Origin of the sequence: Dyadobacter sp. UC 10, from assembly GCF_008369915.1 — a bacterium.
Lineage (GTDB): Bacteria > Bacteroidota > Bacteroidia > Cytophagales > Spirosomataceae > Dyadobacter.
Window position 1 is genome coordinate 6,510,122 of the sequence record NZ_VSRN01000001.1, and the last position, 17,267, is coordinate 6,527,388.

Sequence of the window (17,267 nt, forward strand, 5' to 3'; positions counted from 1 at the left end):
ATTTGATAATCAAAAGGAAAGGTTAAGTCCAAAAAGGAAATTCTGCTGGTTGTTCGGGTAATTACCGTAATCCACCCCAAAGCTCGAACTGCTGCCGCCCAGCTCGGGATCAAGTCCCGTGTATCTGGTGATCGTGAACAGGTTCGCAGCCTGCACGTATAGTCTCAGTTTTGACACCTTGATTTTCTGTAAAATCGTAGGCTTGATCGTGTAGCCCAGGATCAGTGACCTGAGTCTGAGGTAAGAGCCGTCTTCTACAAAATAAGAATTCATCGCGCCGGAAGTGCTTAATGTAGCACCGGTCTCAATTTTCGGAACGGTTGTATTCGTATTTTCAGGAGTCCACGCATTCAGCAGCACATTGCTTTTATTACCGATATATCCGGCATAAAAATGCGTGTAAGAGCGAATGGTATTCACGATCTCGTTACCCTGCGAACCGTAAAATATAGCCGAAAAATCAAATCCCTTATAATTCAATCCCAGATTCAATCCGTACGTAAAGTCCGGGTTCGGGCTGCCCAGCATGGTGCGGTCGTCGGGCGTGATCGCCCCGTCACCATTTACATCTCTGTACCTGAACCTGCCCGGAGCCGCGCCGGTTTGCGCAGGGGCTTCCGCCACTTCCTGGTCCGAATTAAACAACCCGAGCACATCGTAACCAAAGAACGAGCTTGCTGCTTCGCCCTGCTTGTTGCGGACGATTGTACCCATTCCCTGCTGGCTCACCCCCTCGAAATACCCCGGGCTTGGAATATCCACCACGAGGTTTTTGTAAGCAGTAATATTGGCCCCTACCGAATATTGCAGGTCATTCCCAATCTTGCCGCGGTAGGTCAGGGCCAGGTCAAATCCTTTATTCTGAATGTCCCCGATATTCACGACCGGCGCAGAAGCACCTCCCACCGTAGCCGGAAGCGGCTGTGTGAAGAGCAGTCCGTTGATCGATTTCTTATAGTATTCAAACGAGAAATCAAGACTGTTGTTCAGGATCGTGGCATCGATACCAATGTTTGAAACGATATTCTCCTCCCAGCCCGCGTTCGGATTGCCGATCCTGGTTTGGATAAACCCTTGTTTTACACTGTTGCTGGAACCTGTAATATCGTAGTAAGCATTGCCGTAACCGCCGCCGAATAATGTGTAGGCGTTTTCAGGGGCCACGTTGTTCTGCGATCCCAATATGCCGTAGCTGGCGCGCAATTTGAGGTCATTCAGCCAGTTAAGCGATTTCATAAACTCCTCGCCCGATAACCGCCAACCCAATGAGACAGAAGGAAATACACCGAACCGGCTTTCCGATCCGAACCGGGAAGAACCGTCCCTTCTGACTGTTGCGCCGATGAGATATTTGTCCTGAAACGAATAATCCAGTCGGGCGAAAACGGAAAACAGACTATTTACATACGCATTGCTGAAATTGGTAACCCCGGCGGTCCCGTTTCCAAGGATCAGGTAATCATACTCCGTTGAGAAAAACTTTTGGGATGAGCCGCCCACACTTCTGCCCATGCTTTTAATTGATTCCGAGCCAAGCAAAACCTGCATGTTGTGCTTGCCAAACTGCTTGTTGTAAGTCAGCGTATTGGTCCAGGTGATCGTATTGTTGTAGCTCGCACTTTCGGAATAGCTGTTCGGGCTGCTGTTTCCCTGCTTATTGTCGTATTGGGTGAAGTTAAAGCTCTGACTGTACGGATTGTTAATATTCACCCCAAAGCTCGACCGGGCCGTCAGGTTTTTGAGAATGTCCGCCTCAGCATACGTATTGCCGACAATATTCCAGGAACTGTTCCGGTTGTTGACCTTTCTTTTTTGCTCGGCCACAGGATTCTGGTTACTTCCCAGGCCGGGCCCTGCGAATGTTCCGCCAAAATTCCCTTTGATATCGTAAACGGGAACAATCGGCATCATTTTGTACACTGCCGAAAGCGTTCCAAATTCAGACTGATTGCCAAAACCGGGGTTATCTACGTGAAAAATATTGATGTTTTCCCCTACCCTGATCCGCTTGTTCACGCGGTATTCCGTATTGATCCTGCCCGAATACCTTTTCAAATACGTTTCGATCAACGTCCCTTTCTGATGAATGTAGCCGAGTGAAAAAAGGTAGCTCGCTTTTTCGTTCCCGCCACTCACGGCCAGGTTATGGTTGGTCATCAGAGCAGGCTTGAAAAGCTCATGAAACCAGTCGGTGCCCTGCTTGTTCACTTTCTGGATCAGGTAATTATTTGCGGTATTAATGGGGTCGAGGCTGTATTTACCCGGATCGACAGCCGCATCTCCTTCCATCCCAACGCCCGAAACGCCGGGTCCTGCATAGAGGTAATCCGGCATTCCGTTTTTGAAGATTCCGTTATTCGGCGTCGCTATATTGACCACCTTCATGAAATCCTCCGAGTTCAAAAGATCGAATGGATTTCCACCAAGCGGGCGCTGAATGCCGAAATAACCGTCATAAGTGACGCTTGGTTGCCCGGATCTCCCTTTTTTAGTAGTTACTACAATTACCCCGTTCGCACCGCGCACACCATAAATTGCAGCTGCACCCGCATCTTTTAAAACCTGCACGGATTCAATTTCGCCTGCACTGATGTTGTTCAGATCCGCCTGGATACCGTCCACAATTACCAGCGGTTGCGTGTTACCAAATGACGTAACGCCACGCACAAAAATGTTGCTGCTGGCCCCCGGCACCCCCGAGCTGATCACATTCACCCCCGCGGCCTGCCCCTGCAGCGCCTGCACCGCCGAACCTGCCGGTACCGATTTCAGCGCCTTCATATCCACCACCGATACCGAGCCCGTAATATCCTGCTTCCTCTGGGCCGAATAACCCGTCACCACAATTTCGTTCAGTGATTGACTGTCGGTTCGCAGATTAAGATTTATTGTCGCCCTGGTCCCTATTAAAATCTCCTGACTTATATAGCCTACAAAGCTAAAAACCAATAATTCGGCTTCCGCAGGCAGCATCAATGCATAAGCGCCGTTAGCGTCCGTGGTTGTTCCTACACTCGTTGTTCCCTTCAGGACTATGCTGACCCCCGGTAATGGGGTCTGGCTCAAACTATCCAGCACCACACCCTTAATTTCCCTGGTAGTCTGCGCCGCCGACTTCTCCGGCGCACCCAGGCAAAGAACAATCAGAAGGAAAATGACGGCTCGTAATTGGTAAAGATTCTCTTGTTTCATAGTAACTGGGTTTTGGAAAGAGGTTTAAGAATAGGTATGCGGAAAAATGGTCGATAATTCGGTCATAGCTCTCAGCGCGAACATTTCTATTCAGGCATGTTTAACACTGTGCTTCTATCAGATTTTCCGTGTGCGGATGAAGAGAATTGCTACCTCAGACTGTCGGTATAAAGAGACGATACGATATGAAATGTCAACCAATTACTTAAACTCATAAACCCAGATATTTCATAAAATCGTTTACAAATATATATTGATTTTGTAAACAAAAAATAGAGGCGCACAATTTTTTAAAAAATTCACAGGTGACATTTACGCCTCGCAAAAGCAGGAAGTATGATATGGCAGATTTGCGTGCTGACAGAATAGCACCTACCGTCTGGGTTGCTTCTGGAGCCAACCAAAATTTTCAGATTAAAAAAGGGAGAGATTATTGGATTCAGGGAATTGCAGCATGTGCCCGCTCCCGAAAAAAAGTTATTCGAGGTCGAGCACGGACACCTCTCCTCTGATGAGATGCTTGATAAGCGTTTCTTCCGCCAGCTTGAGGTCGTTTTCTTTTAATGCCTTAACGATCTGACGGTGCTCAAAATCAGTCTGTTCGTAGTCATTCATATGTGTTTGGGATTGCCCAAGCTTGTGATGAAAGAGCGGAATATTGCTGAACTGGTACAAATCCATCAACTTTTTATTTCTGGCGCTGTCAATGAGCGTCTCATGAAACTTAACGTCCGCTTCACAAGCACCGCCGAAATAGCCTCCGCTGACCATCGAAGTAAAATCATCACATATTTCTTCCAGCTTTTTAATCAATGCTTCGTCGGTCTTTTGAAAGGTAAGCCGCAGCGCGCCCAATTCGAGCACCTCGCGTAACTCCCTGATTTCCTTGATATCGGCAGCTGTGAGCGACTTGACGAAGTAACCGCCTTTTTCACCGAAAACAATCAGGTTTTCACCCAGCAGCCTCGTCAGTGCTTCTCTTACTGCCATTCGGTTAACTTCCAATCTTTTAGCCCATACATCCTCCTTAAGCCGTATCCCGGAAACGAGCTGATTAGACAGAATTTTTCTTCGTAATTCAATATAAACTTTGCTGGCCAGTGAATCTTCTTTCATGTGCGGGTTACAAATGTGTAATAAAATGTAAACATAAAGGTATAAATTTCACAGGCAATAATTTACGAATTTGTTGACTAACTTATATGCGTGTCGCAAGTGCCTCACTTAAAATGGCCGGACTTACCTGCGGGGAGGATTAAAAGGTTCTCTATTTTGATAACGCCTGGGTGCCTTCTGAGAATATAAAGGCCCAAATTATACAATTTGAGCCCTGGGAAGATATCAGTGTAAAAGTAATTGATGCGCTATCGGGAAGCACTCACCTCTTCTTTTCTAGGTACGCCCATGATCATTTTTTCAATGGCGGCCACTTTGGCATCCATTGCTTCGAGTTTGGCTTTCAATCGATCATTTTCGTTTTGCAGAGCCCTGGTACGCATTTCAAGCGCCTGGATGGCCGCCATATTCACGCCGTCGATATCCAAAGAATTGATTGTGGTATCGCTGCCAATGCCCTCAGGGCCGAACGCAGCGTAAAAGTCCTGCGCCATCGGACCGATGTGGCGGGTTGTGGCTGGCTGGCTTTTATAGTTCCAGCTGGTTACCTGCATCTTTGCCACTTTTTGCAAGATTATTTCAGTGTCCAGATCCTTGAAATTTTCCTTTCTGCGCTTGTCACTCACGGTATTCCATGAGCCGCCTCCCATATCCAGCGTCACCCCGGAAGTCATGCCCATGCTGGTGAAAAGCCGCATCCCACCTGAAAAACGCATGGTAAGCTGATTATTTGTAGTGCTGTAGGCACTATCAGCGCTGAATCCCGCGCTTGCGTCACTGATTACAGTCGATCCTTGGTGTTTTACCCGCGCGTTCTTGCCCAGCGCCAGGGAAAAGTTGCCGCTCGCACTGTTTTGCAATCCTATCGCAGTAGCAAAATTACCGTTGGCTGAAGATGGCCCGATTGCTGTGGAGGCGAGCCCTCCGGATATGGACGACGGACCTATTGCGACCGCGTCATCGCGAGTCGCACGTGCACCACTTCCCAGTGCGAGCGCACCCACACCGGATGCGGTACCGTTGAAAGCCATCGCCCGGTCGGCGGAAGCAGTACTAAAGCTGCCCAAAGCGGTAGACTGGGCGCCGGAAGCGATCGTTCCTGCACCCATGGCAAAAGAACTGGCTCCGGAGGCACGGGTATGGGAGCCGGCGGCAAATGAATAGTTTCCGATGTCACTGTCATCCCAATAGGTACTTGCAATGCCCCCTACATATCCCACGCGGAATGCCGCCTTATCGGCATACCACATCATGCGGCGGCCTGCACCGACGGCAGGAATGCCCGACTGACTAACTGCGACATCGCCGGGTGCCGAAAAAAGGACGCTGCTGTCGGCAACGTGTAAGCCGGCCTGTGGTGTAATGGTACCAATCCCCACCTGGGCACTGGCGTAGAATGATAAGGCAACTAAAAGAGAGGATAGGATAGTTTTTTTCATTTCAATTATTATTTGATGATTTTGACGATTTGATTTTGACCATTTGCCATTCTAAATTGAAAAAGTAAGTCATGGCAATGCTCGCCGGAATGCCCGAAGAAATGTTGGCGAGCGTGTCAGACTGTTGGAAGCAACGGTTGAATCAGCGCCTGGCTTCATGATAAGACCGTCGATGGTAAACGCTGAACCTGCTGCGATCAAGAAGCCTCCTACTCCGCGTTTCGAAAAATAAGTAATGCACACATGAAAATAATTTAAATTCATTGACGCATTAATTCTACTTACTCAGACGATTAGAAAAGACGTTTAGCCGTAGAAGGCCATACCCCCTCGCGTAACCTGTTGGCACGAATAGAAGTTTGAAACAGGAGCTGTTGCCGGGGTTCGCATGTTGCCGAATATTCAAATTGATCGACAGGTATTTAATCCAAATGACCAGGCAGGGAGTAGATATTATTCCGACCGGAAGCAGTATCGCGTACTCTGGGAATTACACTTGTTTTCTAATATAAAACATATTAAATATTCTTTTAGGTATACAATTTTTATATTTGGAACCCTGATCACCGACTATAGTAAGCGAGCAGACATGAGCAGAAATTCCGATGATTCTTTTTTATGGGTGCAGATGATGGCCGGTGACGACAAGGCGTTGGGAGAGCTCATGCGCGGCTACTATAAGACGATGATCAACTATGGATATAAATTCATCAAGAATGACGAGTTCATCAAGGATTGCATACAGGACGTATTTGTTGATATATGGAACGCCCACGGGAGATTGACGCTACCTACCAGTATTAAGGCATATTTGTTCATTTGTTTGAAGCGAAAGATCGAACGGAACCTGTCCCATGAGCCGCATTTGAAAGAAATAGAAGATCAGAACCAGTTATTTGTCACCTTTTCCCCCGAATGGTGGCTCATTGAAGAAGAGTCGGTCAACATCAGAGCCCGGCGAATTGCCGAAATCCTGAATGCACTTCCCAAACGGCAACGCGAGGTGGTTTATCTGAAGTTTTTCGAGGAGTTGAGCCGCGACGAAATTTCGGAGGTGCTTGCCATTACACCTCAGTCGGTTTCCAATCTTCTGCAGCTCGCTTTTACTCAAATGCGCAAGCAGTGGAAGTTTTCAACCATCAGTTTCCTCTTTGTATTTATGAGCCCGTTTGTCTCTTTTTGAATTATTTTAAAAAAAAATAGAAATTTATAGTATGGGTTGATATGAATTTGTATCTCATAAATAACAGTGTGTTCAATTAAGAATGCGAATGAGATACGATCATTTCAGAGTTCCCGACTTTGTGAGCGACCCGCGATTCAGATCGTGGGTGCTCGATAATGACCCGGATGCTACCGCATTCTGGAACAAATGGCTGAAAGAACATCCGGAGAAACAGGAAGAGGTTGAAGAAGCAAAGGCGCTACTCTATGTCCTGGCCGAAAAAAGGGAATCTGTTGATCAGAAAGAAATAGATCAGAGAGTAGCCATTACCCTTGATCAGATCAAATCCCAAAAATCACATCACGAGCGTATTGATGCCTATCCACGGAGTAAGCCGGTAGTGCGCTCACGTCCTCTTCTTTTTGCCTTAGTTGCCGCGAGCATTTTGTTGGTAATGTTTGCAGGATGGTTTTTGTCGGAAAAGAGAAGTGTACCTTCCCAATCTTCCATAGAGGTAAAGGCAGGTTTCGTAATAACCCGTTCATCTGATTTTGAATCTAAAAATATCCTACTGAAAGATGGGAGTAAAATTGTTCTGGCCCCGGGTAGCGAGCTGAGATATCCGCAGGTTTTTGATGCGGCGATACGGCAGGTTCATCTAAACGGGGAAGCGTTTTTCGAAATCGCCCGAGATACAAAGCGTCCATTTAAGGTGATAGCGCCCGACCTGGTTACCGAGGTGCTGGGCACTAGTTTCATGGTACGGTCTTTCAAATCTTCTCCGGAAGCTTTGGTATCCGTTAAGACTGGCAAAGTTTCGGTGCTAACCCACACACCTGCCGTTAAGACTCAAAACGTCGTTCGCGGCGAGATGAACGGTATGATCCTGAATCCTAACCAAGAGGCTGTTTACAGTAGAAATGGGGCCAGGCTGGTCAAAAGACTTGTTTTAAATCCGCAGGTTGTCATCGTCGTGCCGGAAAAAAAGCTCATTTTCGACGCAGCCCCAGTATCGGACGTCTTGAGTACGCTGAGCGAAAGGTACGGCGTGAGCATTGTTTACCAGGACGATTTACTGGCAGATTGTTTCTTCACGGGTGATCTAACCGGTAATTCTCTGTATGAACAACTTGACTTTGTTTCCCGGATAGCCAATGCAAGGTATGATATCGTCGAAGGCCAGATTATTTTTCATAGCACCGGCTGTCCCGAAACAAATTAATCCTCAACTGAACCTACCATCGCCTATGCCAATCAATTAATTTCAAAAAAAAGACCAATGATGGTTGCGTCATCATTGGTCACTTGCTTCGCCCCCGAGCTGCAGTTCAGCAACACACCGAAACCGGTGTGCGGGGCTTTTCTTGTCCTAATTCTTTCAAAATCACGAACAAAGAACAGTAAAATTATGACCGAAATTCATACTTTCAAAACATCCTGTTGGGTTATCATGAAATTATCCTCGCAGCAACTTTTCATATTTGTCGTTTTCGCTGGTCTGGCATTTGCCAAGGACAAATTACACGCGCAGGAGTTGCTGGAAAGAAAGATCACGATGACCGTGGAGAGTACAACTTTAAAAAGTACACTGACCTCCATAGAGCGGGAGGCCGGTGTCAGGTTTATTTACAATCCACGCGAAATCAAAGCGTCTTCCAAAGTATCCTTCACGGCAACGAATTCGAAATTGGCGGAAATATTTTCGGAGCTATTCACCCCTTTGGATATTGAATATGAAACCCGTGGCAACCAAATTTTGCTTTTCCGAAAAAAGTCTCGTCCGCAATCCGAGCTTTTTCCCGATAGCAGTGACAAACCGGCTCTCGAAAAATCCGTTCTGCTTACCAACAATGTATCGGTTTCGGGAAGGGTTTTTGAGGTAAACGACCCTCCTATCCCATTACCGGGAGCAACTGTCCGCGTATCAGGTAATTCCAATACGGGAACTATCACGGACGACAAAGGGAATTTTACGCTAAATAATGTGCCGCTCGATGCTATCATTGTGATCAGTATGGTGGGGTATAAACCTCAGGAGTTTCTGATAAAGGGAGAACGATCCAACCTGATATTTTCTTTGGAACAGGATTTAGCAGTCCTTGAAGAAGTGGTTGTAACAGGCTTTGGTACGCAACGACGTAAAGAAATAGCCTCGTCGGTCAGCACGGTAAGCCTGAACAATCTCGAAAACAAACCGGTCACGCAGCTTTCCCAGGCATTACAGGGAGGCACAACAGGCATCATGGTGCAGCAGCAATCGGGTGTGGTAGGGAGTGACGCCTCGAATATCAGGATAAGAGGAATAGCTACGCTCAACAATGCGGACCCCCTCGTGCTGATCGACGGTATCCCCGGCAACATGAACAACCTAGATCCTACTACAGTCGAAAGTATTTCGGTTCTGAAAGATGCTGCCTCGGCCTCCATGTATGGCTCGCGGGGAGCGAACGGTGTTATTCTGATCACAACCAAGAGAGGGAAGGCGGGTATTGTCAATGTTGAATACAACGGGTTTATCGGGGTACAACAGCCCTTGAACGTCCCCAAATTTGTCGATGGCGGTACCTATATGCAAATGCGCAACCAGCTTGATATCAACGAAGGGAGAGCGCCGGGGTTTACCAACGAAGCCATCGAGGCAACCAGAAACCAGTCCGACCCGGCAAGATATCCTGACACGAAATGGTGGGATTTGACCGTCCGGAAGAGCATTCCCATTCAGCAACACTCCATCCTGGTTTCCGGCGGAAACACCGCTTCCAGATTTGTAGTCAATCTTAATCACACTAAACAACTCGGTCAGCTGCAGGATTTGGGCTCGCGGCCGCAATCGCAGTACACCCGCACGACTGTACGGATCAATACGACGGTGGATCTGACTAAGAACCTGTTTGTATACACGGACATTTTTGCTTCCAGATCGGATCAAACCGAACCGTATGTGGGGGGTACAAATAGGAATACGGGATATTTGTACGGGAAGATTTACGCTGTTCCTCCTACGATCGTCAGCGTTTTTCCACAGCGGCAAGCCGGTGAGCTGCCTGCATATATTCCGGCGGGATACCGCTTCTACGGGTCATTTGGGGAACTTTGGAACCCCGTAGCTATCCTTGAACAGGCCGGGACGACCTCCCGTGCAAATGATCAGGCGACGATAAATATCCGTCCGCAATGGAAGATCAACAGCGACCTGACATTTAATGCCCAGGCAAGCTACAACGTCACATCCGGATTAGACATGCATGATCAGCTAGACTATACATTTTTCAACTATAACACCTTTGTCTCGGAAGGGAACAACAGCTTTGTCAAAACAGCAACACTCGACAGGAGATCAAACTATTTTTATTGGGGAGGTAATTTTGATTACAAGAAAGTTGTCGGGTCGCACAGCATCAATGGTATTCTCGGGTACGTCCAGGAACTCGAAACGACCGGAAACTGGAACAATGTCGCATTGAGATCGTATTTCGGAAAGCTGATCTACGCCTTCGACGAGCGCTATTTGCTGGAATTAGGGGTTCGCAGGGATGGTTCCTCCATTTTTGGAAAAGGCCACAAATGGGGTAATTTCCCTTCGGTGGCGGTGGGATGGAACATTGACCGTGAATCTTTTTTCAAGGTCAAGCAGATCGAAGGTTGGAAACTCAGGGCTTCTTATGGTATTCTGGGTAATAACCGGGTATCGCCCTATCAATATCAAAACCTGATCAACTCAAACGGAACCCCGTCCGTTTTTGGCAACACCGCGCTTCAATGGGAAAAGACGGCCATTTTTAACATAGGTACCGACATTAACCTGCTATCAGGGTTTGACATTACTGCCGAATGGTACGAGAAAAAAACGACAGATATCCTGATACGATCCGAACAATTTTTTTCCTCGGGAATTGGCATAAACTCAGCCAGCGGGACCAATACCGCTCCGCTTTTCAATGCCGGTTCGGCCAGGGTCAGAGGTTTTGATCTCAGTGTTAAATACAGGAAAAAGATCAACAGCAGGCTGAATTTGAATGCAAGCCTCGGTTACAGCAAAATGAACAGTAAAATACTTCAGCTGATCACACCTGGTATGCCAATCATCCGGGGCAACTCTATTTTGATGGAAGGTAAGGCACTCAGCGAACGCTACGGGTTTAAAACGCAAGGGTTATTGCAACAAGCCGATATTGACAATGAGGAGGTAGTGAAATTCAGCGGCCAGCGTGCGGGGGAAATAAGATTTGTCGACAGCAACGGCGACGGCATCCTGAACGATAACGACCGGGTGGCCCTGGGAAATACGGAGCCTGTTGATGTATTCTTCGGAGGCTTTGGATTCAAGTATAGCGGCTTCGATTTTGACGCACTGGCCTCGGGGTCTGCGGGCAGAGATTTTTTTTATGAAGGAATTCTGGCCAACCCTTTTCAGGGAAATATCGGAACACAGGCAACACCCCAGATCTATCAAACCGACGTCTGGACCCCGCAGAATCCCAATGCGTCGCTGCCCGCACTTAGCGCTGCCGGTGTGCGGTTTTCAGATTATTTTCAGAAAAAAGCCGATTTTTTGAGAATCAGATATATTCAAATGGGATATACGTTTCCTACCACTTTCACAACAAAAAAACTTGCAATCAAATCACTGCGGGTTTATTTGAACGCTCAGAATCCATTCACATTCACGAAGTTAAGGATGGTCGATCCGGAAGTTCTTAATGCTTCCGGCGTGAGTATACAGGAAACAGTGGCGCCAAACAGGGTGCTGACCGTAGGTGTGAACCTTAGGTTTTGACCAATCATCCAATCAAACAAACGGAGAAAAATATGAAATCGATTTTAACACATCGCGCTATACTGCTCATCCTTCCCCTGCTGATCCTTTCAGGCTGCAGCGAATTCCTGGAAAGAGATAATCCTACTGCGACAACCGATGACCTTTGGTGGCGCACGCAAAACAACCTGGTCGATTACCTCAATGCCGTTTATATGAATGCCATACCAGCAGGCGCGTTGATTACCGACGGCGGGACTTTCCAGGCTAATTCGAAGATGCAAATGGCCGGGATAACTGATGAAGGAGTATTTCGCGGCAACTTTGGCTCCTGGCAGCAATTTGTGACCAATCAGTTGACACCAGCAGACGGCTATATAGCCGATATGTATCGCTTCAACTACGCCAATATCAGGGACTGCTCAAGAATCCTCGCAAATTACGAGCGAGTGTATGTGGCAGATACGGTTTTGAAAAAACGATTTGCAGCCGAGGCAAGAGCCCTGCGCGCCTATTCTCACCTGCAATTGTTTCAGTATTTCGGTGAGATTCCTATTGTGGACCGCGCAATTGAATTCGCCGATCCGGATGCTAAAAATCTCCCTCGCAATACGACCGAAGAAATCGTCAACTTCGTCGCAAGGGAATTAGAAACAGCCGCAGCCGACCTTCCTGTCTCGTATTCCGAAGCAGAATTATTCCGGATGTCAAAAGGCGTTTGCTATGCCTTGCAGGTGCAGCTTTACCTGGCGGTGAAGAATTATGACAAGGTAATCGAATCGTTTGGAAAGCTCCGGGACCTCAAAGCATTCGAACTGCACAAGGGAAAATATGAGGATGTTTTTAACTATACCGGCCTTACAAACAAGGAACGGATCTGGATCAAACCCAGAGGCAATAAGGGCATTATGGGGCGTATGGGACCGGCTAGTGTTCAGGGTGGGCAGGCTACGATCAGTGTGACCGCAGCATTGGTGGATGCCTACGAAACCCTGGATGGCAGAACGTTGGATGAGATGCCCGAAGCGGAACGTTTACTTTATGTAAAAGAGCCTAATTATCAGAATAAGAGAGATCCGAGATTAGCCCAGACGGTACTGCTTCCCGGGAACACACTGATAGCCGGAATCGTATACGAACCCTTTACTGCCACGACAGGGAATACCACCAGAGTAGGTTACAATTCAGCCAATGTTTCTGGCTATCTCGTCAAAAAATACATGACCGAACAAGACAGAACAGCGCAGTACGGGAGCGGGAATCTCAACTATATTGTGATCCGCTATGCTGAAATGATGCTTAGCTATGTAGAGGCACTGGTGGAGTCAGGACAATGGCAACATGCCGATGTCAAGACCTATCTCAATCAGATTCGTAACCGCGCGGGATTGCCGGATTACAATGCTACCAAATATAATTCTCAGAACAAGTTAAGAGGCCTGTACAGGAGGGAACGGATGGTCGAGCTTGCGCTGGAGGGGACTCGAATTCACGACATCAGAAGGTGGCAAATCGGAAAAGAGGTACTTGATGGTCCCGTCTTCGGAGCTTTCGATCCGCAGGCTAAGGAACGCGTAAGAGTGGAGGACCGGATTTTTATCGAAAACCGGGATTACCTTTGGCCTATCCCCCAAAACGAAATCAATAATAACTCGGGAATAAGACAAAATCCTGGATACTAAGACAAGTAAATATGTGCTGAGCATTACCGGTGAAGTCTTTGCCTTCACCGGTAATGCTTTAATAGAAAATACAAAGTTTTGTGAGAATGGGTTGATATAGCAAATAACGTGCATCTCTACATTAAAAAGCTGGTCAGCCAGAGTTCCGGATTCCGTTCATATGGTTTTTGTAAGCAAACTCCTTTTGGATATGCCTGCTTTCAATACGTTCAGAAATATAAAGCGCATCAGCTATTAGCCTGTAAGTCCTACCGACCCCGATCAATCGAACGATTTCCTTTTCCCTGACAGTGAGTCCGACAGTACTCAAATTGATCTCAAAACGCTGCAGGGAAGAAATTTCATTAGCCTCTGATTGCTTCACCATCTGGTCTATCAAATCCAGTTTAGACAAATATACCAATCCAAAGGTGTGGGTCAAAAGTTACCTGGCGGCAACGCAGCAGGAACTACCATCAACGCGGAAGAAGAGAATCTAAAATGCGCGGTGTTTGAAAAAACTTCTTAAAAAATAGTGTAGGGGCACTTTCAGTTGTCATGAGAGCAATAGTCAATGTATTGACTGATCATGACAAAAAGGTCCAAGATCAACTCCGTACTTTCATGAAAATAGAGGTATTCAATAAACACAAGGAAGTAGTACAAGCGAGTACTTTGGGGCTTCCTGACGAAACAGGGCCTTCATACCGTAAAAGCTCCTATTCAATCGTTCAAAAATACTGGACAAGCGACGTCACAGAAATAAAAGCAGGTGAAATTCAACTGGCTGTTCACAAGATAGATGTAAAAGAACAGGTAAGTCTGAAAACCTATGCCGCTCCCGCTATGGTAGGAATGTTGTTCTTAGAAAAAGGAAGTATCCAGGTAAAGCAACAGGATAGTTCGTTCAGGGAAATCGGAAACCTGCATCACAATCTGATCATTAACTCGCAAAAAACGGAGGAAACCCTGTTTTTACCTGATCAGCAGATAAACCTCACAACAGTCAATTTTCCGCCGGAATATTTTTTTAAACTCGCTGAGGGGGGAAGCGCCTCTATTGACCGAATGGCGACCAGGATCGATAGAGACAAGGCTAATGCGTTTGTCGCCTCCAATAACCTGTCGATATCATTGCCAATGCTTCGGCTATTGAGCTCATTCGATTCCAACGTCTACAACACCGCGTCACTCCGGTTGTCGACTGAATCAAAGATTCTGGAACTACTTTCCCTACAAATCGCCCAGATTGAAGACAGCCCGCAAAATGCCGTCGTATCGAAGCTTAGCGATGGGGACATAAAACGAATAAATCAGGCAAGGGAATACATCCTATCGGATCTGTCATTTACGCCAACATTAGAATCCATCTCCTTTGAGGTCGGAATCAATGTATTTAAGTTAAAAACTGGCTTCAAGGCACTTTTCGGCCAGTCTGTTTTCAGTTACCTGAGGGAAGAACGACTTGTTCAGGCCTATCATGAAATCAATAAGGGAAACAGTTCATTGACCGACATCGCCTACCAGACCGGGTTTGCATCAATCAGCCATTTTAGCGACGCTTTTAAAAACCGCTACGGAGTTCCTCCCAGTCAATTACGTTAGGTCATCCATTTTCATTTTTCGAAAACCATACTACCGCATTTGAAACAGTTAGTCTTGGCAGCAGGATTTATTTGCAATAAAAAACGAAAGATGAAAACAACTAAATTCCTGCAAGCTGCCATGGCCTTGCTCATTGCTAATAACCTGACATGTTATGCACAGATTTCGCAAATCGAGATCTCCGGAAGGTATAATCCGACATCTAAGTATTTACCACCGGCTGATAGTTCCTCAAAGCCAGGAAAAGCCGTACAATCTGAAATAAATGCCGCAGCTCAAATTAACTTCTATACCGGGGTCGATTCTTTAAACCGGATAAGATCGTTTGGGTCGAATGTGCAATTTCGATACACGAATTTTTCCAGAAATGGGTACAATGAATTGATTTTACCCACGGATCTCTACTGCACGAATGTTGGACTGTATTATTATTCCACGATCAATCAAAAATGGGCATACAATGTATTTTTTAATACAGCGCTCAACACCGATTTTAAGAAAATAGATAAGAATGATATTTTCCTGGCAGGAGGTGCTGTGTTGAGCCGGGAGTTCACGCCCAATTTCAGTCTGGGCTTCGGGGCCCTCGTCCACAATAATCTGGGAGGATTTATGCCATGGCCCGCCTTGACAGTCGATTGGAAAATGGGTGGCAAATTCAGGCTGGATATCCGCACCCCTGACAAATCCCCCGGAATTGCACACTACGTGGGAATAAGCTATGCTGCTTACAGCAAGTTGAATTTATCCCTCGCATTTCAACCGGAGGTAGTATCCTACGACGTCACACCCAACCGAGAAAGAACCAACCGATTGATGAGTTTCTGGCAATTGCCATTCACGCTTTCATCTGCATTTCAGGTTGGAGATTTTGAGATCATTCCAAGTGTTGGTTTTACAGCACTGCGCCGATATGCCTACGGAGAGAAAAAAATATCCGAAATGTTTACCGAATATCCATATCACGGTTTGGGAACAAATCTCATCTATGGTCTTGGAATTAAGTATCGCCCTTTTAAAAAGTAACATGTTTCCAGAAGTCCGATTAATGTTTGTTACCTTATGGTGAGCGTATTCAAAACCTCAGTAAAAACTAAAGCGGCAGTCAGAAAACTGAGTGTGTCACTTGACAAGCTCGATCCTATCGAAAGTTGGAGTTTCGATTTAAATGACTGCGACAAAATACTTCGGATTGAAAGTTCAGTGGAGATATCCGGTTTGATTTTCAGGATTCTGAACGATGACGGTTTCATGTGTGAGGAGTTAGTTGAGTGACATTTTTCGTGCTCCCAAAGGCCTGGGTACACGTCCAATCTTCATTGAGGCCAGTCAAAATTTCAAAAATACATTTTGCCTATGATCACAAAGAAAGTAACACAGCTCGTTGCGTATGAGCTGTGTTACGCAATACTCTTTTTTATCAGTTTGCTTCCTATGAAGCTGCTGTACGGAATATCTTCTGCAATATTCTATTTTTCATTTTATGTTGTCGGATATCGCAGATTGGTAGCAATCCAAAATATTTCACGCTCTTTCCCTGAAAAGAAATATACTGAGATACAGCATATCACAAAAAAATTTTACAAGCACTTTGCATCATACCTCGTAGAAAATATCAAAGCTATTTCGGCCCCGGTTGATACTTTGAATCAAAACCTGGTTTTTGAGAATATCGAAATTTTAGATCAGTATATTTCCGCGGGGCAAGACGTGATAGTTTGCCTGGGGCATTGTGCGAATTGGGAGGTTCTGAACCTGATGAGTAGTAATACACCACACCCGGTTTATGCGGTTTACAAACCCTTAAAATCTCCGATTATTGATAGCCTGATGAAAAGAGTCCGTTCGCGCTTTGGGATGAGGTTAATATCCGACGCATCCGTTACGCGCCACATCCTCTCAAAGAAATCGGGTCCTGCGATATATCTTTTTTTAGCAGACCAATGCCCCTCTGTACTGGATAATCGTTACAAATTTGATTTCCTGCACCAGGAGACATACTTTTTCTCCGGGATGGAAAAATTAGCTCGATTGAATCAGTCCGCTGTAGTGTATTTGCATGTAACGGGCTTATCCAGGGGAGGATACTATATCAAATGCAAAACCATCTGTCAAAACGCTGCATCAACAGATGCTGGCGAAGTCACTAGGAAGTACGCTGAATTACTCGCCGAAGGCATTAGAGAGAACCCTTCTTCATGGCTGTGGACGCATAGAAGATGGAAGAAGTAATGCGCATAACAATCCCACCAGCCTAATCACAAACAGTTAATCCTAAGATTGAGTTTGAAGCGCTTGCTACTCAAAGCGCGCAGGACTTTATCAAATCAGAT

At 46.2% G+C, this 17,267-nt stretch carries 12 protein-coding genes; 7 read left to right on the plus strand and 5 right to left on the minus strand.

The genetic code is table 11. From position 1 onward, the window contains the following. Positions 1-9: 9 nt before the first annotated feature. The 4 genes from FXO21_RS26820 to FXO21_RS26835 all read right to left on the minus strand — a co-directional run bounded on the left by FXO21_RS26820 (position 10) and on the right by FXO21_RS26835 (position 6,011). Positions 10-3,192, minus strand: coding sequence for a SusC/RagA family TonB-linked outer membrane protein (locus tag FXO21_RS26820; RefSeq protein WP_149642975.1), 3,183 nt, complete (start codon positions 3,190-3,192; stop codon positions 10-12). A gap of 477 nt (positions 3,193-3,669) precedes the next feature. Further along, positions 3,670-4,308 (minus strand): GntR family transcriptional regulator, encoded by a 639-nt coding sequence (locus tag FXO21_RS26825; RefSeq protein ID WP_149642976.1) that lies wholly within the window; start codon positions 4,306-4,308, stop codon positions 3,670-3,672. Between the two features lie 248 nt (positions 4,309-4,556). After that, positions 4,557-5,747 carry a tail fiber domain-containing protein gene (locus FXO21_RS26830; RefSeq protein WP_149642977.1) on the minus strand — a complete coding sequence of 397 codons (1,191 nt, stop codon included), beginning with the start codon at positions 5,745-5,747 and terminating at the stop codon, positions 4,557-4,559. Positions 5,748-5,816: 69 nt separating this feature from the next. Further along, on the minus strand, positions 5,817-6,011 hold the full coding sequence (locus FXO21_RS26835; RefSeq protein ID WP_149642978.1) for a hypothetical protein: 195 nt from the start codon (positions 6,009-6,011) through the stop codon (positions 5,817-5,819). A gap of 325 nt (positions 6,012-6,336) precedes the next feature. Here FXO21_RS26835 and FXO21_RS26840 point away from each other — a divergent pair, with 325 nt between their 5' ends. The 4 genes from FXO21_RS26840 (at position 6,337) to FXO21_RS26855 (ending at position 13,350) form a co-directional block, all read left to right on the plus strand. Next, positions 6,337-6,930, plus strand: coding sequence for an RNA polymerase sigma factor (locus FXO21_RS26840; RefSeq protein ID WP_192579338.1), 594 nt, complete (start codon positions 6,337-6,339; stop codon positions 6,928-6,930). An 88-nt stretch (positions 6,931-7,018) separates the two neighbouring features. After that, complete coding sequence (locus tag FXO21_RS26845; protein ID WP_192579339.1) at positions 7,019-8,134, plus strand: FecR family protein; 1,116 nt, start codon at positions 7,019-7,021, stop codon at positions 8,132-8,134. Positions 8,135-8,362: 228 nt separating this feature from the next. After that, on the plus strand, positions 8,363-11,689 hold the full coding sequence (locus FXO21_RS26850; RefSeq protein WP_192579340.1) for a SusC/RagA family TonB-linked outer membrane protein: 3,327 nt from the start codon (positions 8,363-8,365) through the stop codon (positions 11,687-11,689). A gap of 32 nt (positions 11,690-11,721) precedes the next feature. Continuing rightward, positions 11,722-13,350, plus strand: a complete 1,629-nt coding sequence (locus tag FXO21_RS26855) for a RagB/SusD family nutrient uptake outer membrane protein (RefSeq protein ID WP_149642982.1) — start codon at positions 11,722-11,724, stop codon at positions 13,348-13,350. A 133-nt stretch (positions 13,351-13,483) separates the two neighbouring features. On the opposite strand, the gene FXO21_RS26860 is transcribed toward FXO21_RS26855, so the two are convergent. Next, positions 13,484-13,744 carry a helix-turn-helix domain-containing protein gene (locus FXO21_RS26860; RefSeq protein ID WP_192579341.1) on the minus strand — a complete coding sequence of 87 codons (261 nt, stop codon included), beginning with the start codon at positions 13,742-13,744 and terminating at the stop codon, positions 13,484-13,486. A gap of 209 nt (positions 13,745-13,953) precedes the next feature. Here FXO21_RS26860 and FXO21_RS26865 point away from each other — a divergent pair, with 209 nt between their 5' ends. The 3 genes from FXO21_RS26865 (at position 13,954) to FXO21_RS26880 (ending at position 17,166) form a co-directional block, all read left to right on the plus strand. After that, positions 13,954-14,934: a helix-turn-helix transcriptional regulator gene (locus FXO21_RS26865; protein ID WP_192579342.1), complete on the plus strand. Its 981-nt coding sequence runs from the start codon at positions 13,954-13,956 to the stop codon at positions 14,932-14,934. A gap of 90 nt (positions 14,935-15,024) precedes the next feature. Beyond that, positions 15,025-15,960: a DUF6268 family outer membrane beta-barrel protein gene (locus tag FXO21_RS26870; RefSeq protein WP_149642985.1), complete on the plus strand. Its 936-nt coding sequence runs from the start codon at positions 15,025-15,027 to the stop codon at positions 15,958-15,960. 330 nt (positions 15,961-16,290) lie between these two features. After that, complete coding sequence (locus FXO21_RS26880) at positions 16,291-17,166, plus strand: lysophospholipid acyltransferase family protein (RefSeq protein ID WP_149642987.1); 876 nt, start codon at positions 16,291-16,293, stop codon at positions 17,164-17,166. The last annotated feature ends 101 nt before the right edge of the window (positions 17,167-17,267 follow it).